Source organism: uncultured Clostridium sp. (genome assembly GCF_934754925.1).
In the GTDB taxonomy this organism is placed as follows: domain Bacteria; phylum Bacillota; class Clostridia; order Clostridiales; family Clostridiaceae; genus Clostridium.
In genome coordinates, this window is record NZ_CAKVJA010000088.1 from 1 (window position 1) to 3,704 (window position 3,704).

Annotated in this window: 2 protein-coding genes and 1 pseudogene; all 3 read left to right on the forward strand. The window is 32.4% G+C overall.

The window, feature by feature from the left end; genetic code table 11:
* Positions 1-1,056: pseudogene (locus tag Q0G30_RS13870) on the forward strand (carbon monoxide dehydrogenase); the annotation flags it as partial.
* Positions 1,057-1,193: 137 nt separating this feature from the next.
* On the forward strand, positions 1,194-1,988 hold the full coding sequence (locus tag Q0G30_RS13875) for a carbon monoxide dehydrogenase accessory protein CooC (protein ID WP_294391259.1): 795 nt from the start codon (positions 1,194-1,196) through the stop codon (positions 1,986-1,988).
* A 79-nt stretch (positions 1,989-2,067) separates the two neighbouring features.
* The coding region (locus tag Q0G30_RS13880; RefSeq protein WP_294391261.1) for a formate--tetrahydrofolate ligase at positions 2,068-3,704 on the forward strand (1,637 nt) is incomplete at its 3' end.

Below are 3,704 nucleotides of genomic sequence, written 5' to 3' on the forward strand. Positions count from 1 at the left end.
GGTAATGAATTAACAATGAGACATGGTATAAAAATAGCCGGTGACTTCCATCAACAAGAATTAGCTATAATAACTGGTGCTGTTGAAGCTATGATAGTTGATGTTCAATGTATATTCCCAGCATTAGCTGATTTAGCAACTAAATATCATACTAAATTTATAACTACTTCTCCAAAGGCTAGAATAACTGGATCTACTTACATGGAATTCCATGAAGATACAGCTATGGAAGATGCTAAAACAATAGTTAGAGAAGCTATAATGAACTTCAAAAATAGAGATAAATCTAAAGTTTTAGTTCCAGAATTAAAATCAGAAGGTATGGTTGGTTATGCTGAAGAAGCTATAGTTAGTCAGTTAAATAATGTTGTTAATACTCAAATAGATGAAATGGATACTGTAAAACCATTAGTAGATGTACTAGCTTCTGGTGTAATAAGAGGGGTTGTTGGTGTTGTTGGATGTAACAATGCTAGAACACCATCTAACTATAACCATTTAACTATAATAAAAGAATTAATTAAAAATGATTTCTTAGTAGTTACTACAGGATGTGGTGCTTCTGCAGCAGCTAAGAATGGATTAATGTTAAAAGAAAATGCTCATAAATATGCAGGAAAAGGTTTAGCTACAGTTTGTGATTTAGTTGATATACCTCCAGTAATCCACTTAGGATCTTGTGTTGACAACTCTCGTATATTAAATATATGTTCAATAGTTGCAAACGCATGTGATATGGATATAAGTGATTTACCAGTTGCAGGATGTGCACCAGAATGGATGTCAGAAAAAGCAGTAGCTATAGGTACTTATGTAGTATGTTCTGGTATAGATACTTACTTAGGTGTTATGCCTCCAGTTACAGGATCAGATAAAGCAGTAGAATTATTATGTGGTGGATTAAAAGATAAAGTAGGAGCTTGCTTCCATGTAAATGAAGATCCAGTGGCATTAGCTCAGATGATAATGGATGATATAGAAGAAAAACGTCCACACTTTGAAGCATTATATCAAGAAAAAGTTTTAAATAAAAGATTAGTTGAAGCAACTGAATAATAAATAAAATAAGTCATAAAGATTAGTCTATTGTTAAGTTTTATAATAATAGACTAATCTTACATAAATTATTAATTAAAATAAAGTTTTTAGTTACTTTATGACAATATATTAAAAGCGGGAGATGAGGGGGAAAAATGAAAATAGCGATAACAGGAAAAGGTGGAGTTGGTAAAACAACATTTGCCTCAATGATTTCAAGAATGTTTGCAGATGAAGGTTATAGGGTAGTAGCAGTAGATGCTGATCCAGATGCCAATTTAGCCTTAGCATTAGGTTTTCCAAAGGATGTTTATGAATCAATTGTACCAATATCTGAAATGAAAAAACTAGTATCAGAAAGAACTGCAACTAGTGAAGGGACATTTAATAAAATGTTTAAATTAAATCCAAAAGTAGATGATATTCCAGAAAAATATTGCAAAGAACATAATGGTGTAGGATTACTTACTTTAGGTACAGTAGATACAGGAGGTTCAGGATGTGTTTGTCCAGAACATGTTCTACTAAAAAGATTATGTTCACACCTTATATTACAAAATAAGGATGTAGTTGTAATGGATATGGAAGCTGGAATTGAGCACTTAGGAAGAGGTACAGCACAAGGAGTAGATGCTTTTATAGTAGTTGTTGAGCCAGGTGAAAGAAGCTTACAGACTTATAGAAAAGTTAAAAAACTTAGCAAGGATATAGGTGTAAAAAAAGTATACGTAGTTGGAAATAAAATGAGAGATGATAAAGATATAGAGTTTATAAAAAATAATCTAGAAGATGGTGAAGCTTTAGGGTTTATTCATTATAACCAAGATGTAATTGATTCAGACAGATCAAATCAATCTCCTTACGATACAAGTGAAGCAACTAGAAAAGAAATTAAAGCTATAAAAGATAGACTAGTTGAAATTAAAGCTAAAACAGTTCAAGTTTTATAAAATAAAAATAAAACAGCAAAAAGTAATTACTAAGATTACTTTTGCTGATTATTATAAAAACTGTGGGAGGAATATTGTTATGGGATTCAAATCTGATATTGAAATTGCTCAAGAGGCAAAACCTCTAGATATTAGAGAAATAGGTAAAAAATTAGGGTTAACAGAAGATGATTTAGAGTTATATGGTAAATATAAAGCTAAAGTTGATTATAATTTATTAAAAAAAGAAACAGGCAAAAAAGCTAAATTAATATTAACTACAGCTATTAACCCAACTCCAGCTGGAGAAGGTAAAACAACTACTACTATAGGTGTAGCAGATGCATTAAGTAAATTAGGTAAAAATGTACTTGTTGCACTTAGAGAACCTTCTTTAGGACCAGTTTTTGGTATAAAAGGTGGAGCAGCAGGTGGAGGATATGCACAAGTTGTTCCAATGGAAGATATAAACTTACATTTCACAGGAGATTTCCATGCTATAGGTGCTGCAAACAACTTATTAGCTGCTATGTTAGATAATCATATACATCAAGGAAATGAACTTGGAATAGATATAAGAACTATAACTTGGAGAAGATGCGTAGACATGAACGATAGACAACTTAGAAATGTTGTTGATGGTTTAGGAGCTAGAGCTGATGGTGTTGCAAGAGAAGATGGATTTGATATAACAGTTGCTTCAGAAGTTATGGCTGCTTTCTGTTTAGCAAGTGATATTATGGATTTAAAAGCTAGATTAGGTAGAATAGTTGTTGGTTATAACTATGAAGGTCAACCAGTTACAGCTGAACAATTAAAAGCTAATGGTGCTATGGCAGCATTATTAAAAGATGCCCTAAAACCAAATCTAGTTCAAACTCTAGAAGGAACACCTGCATTTGTACATGGTGGACCATTCGCTAATATAGCACATGGTTGTAACTCTGTTATAGCTACAAGAATGGCTATGCATTTTGCAGATTATGTTGTTACTGAAGGTGGATTCGGAGCTGACCTTGGTGCTGAAAAATTCTTAGATATAAAATGTAGAATGGCTAACTTAAAACCAGATGCTGTTATAATAGTTGCTACTGTTAGAGCATTAAAATACAACGGTGGAGTTCCAAAAGATCAATTAAATAATGAAAACTTACAAGCTCTAGAAGCAGGTATTCCAAACTTATTAAAACACGTTGAAAATATAACTCAAGTTTATAAATTACCTGCAGTTGTTGCTATAAATGAATTCCCAACAGATACTCAAGCAGAAGTTGAGTTGGTAAGAACTAAATGTAAAGAATTAGGTGTTAATGTTGCTCTATCTCAAGTATGGGCTAAAGGTGGAGAAGGTGGAATAGAACTTGCTGAAGAAGTATTAAGACTTTGTGAACAACCAAATGACTTCCAATTCTGCTATGAAGATGATTTAACATTAGCACAAAAAATAGAAGCTGTATCTACTAAGATATATGGAGCTGATGGTGTAATATTTACTCCTAAAGCTAAGAAAGAACTTGAAAGACTTGAAAGTTTAGGATTTGGTAATATGCCAGTTTGTATGGCTAAAACTCAATATTCTTTAACTGATGATTTAACTAAATTAGGTAGACCAACTGGATTTAATATCACAGTTAGACAAGTAACAGTTTCTGCTGGTGCAGGATTTGTTGTTGCATTAACTGGAGAAATAATGAAGATGCCAGGTCTTCCAAAACGTCCAGCTGCAGAAAGAATAGA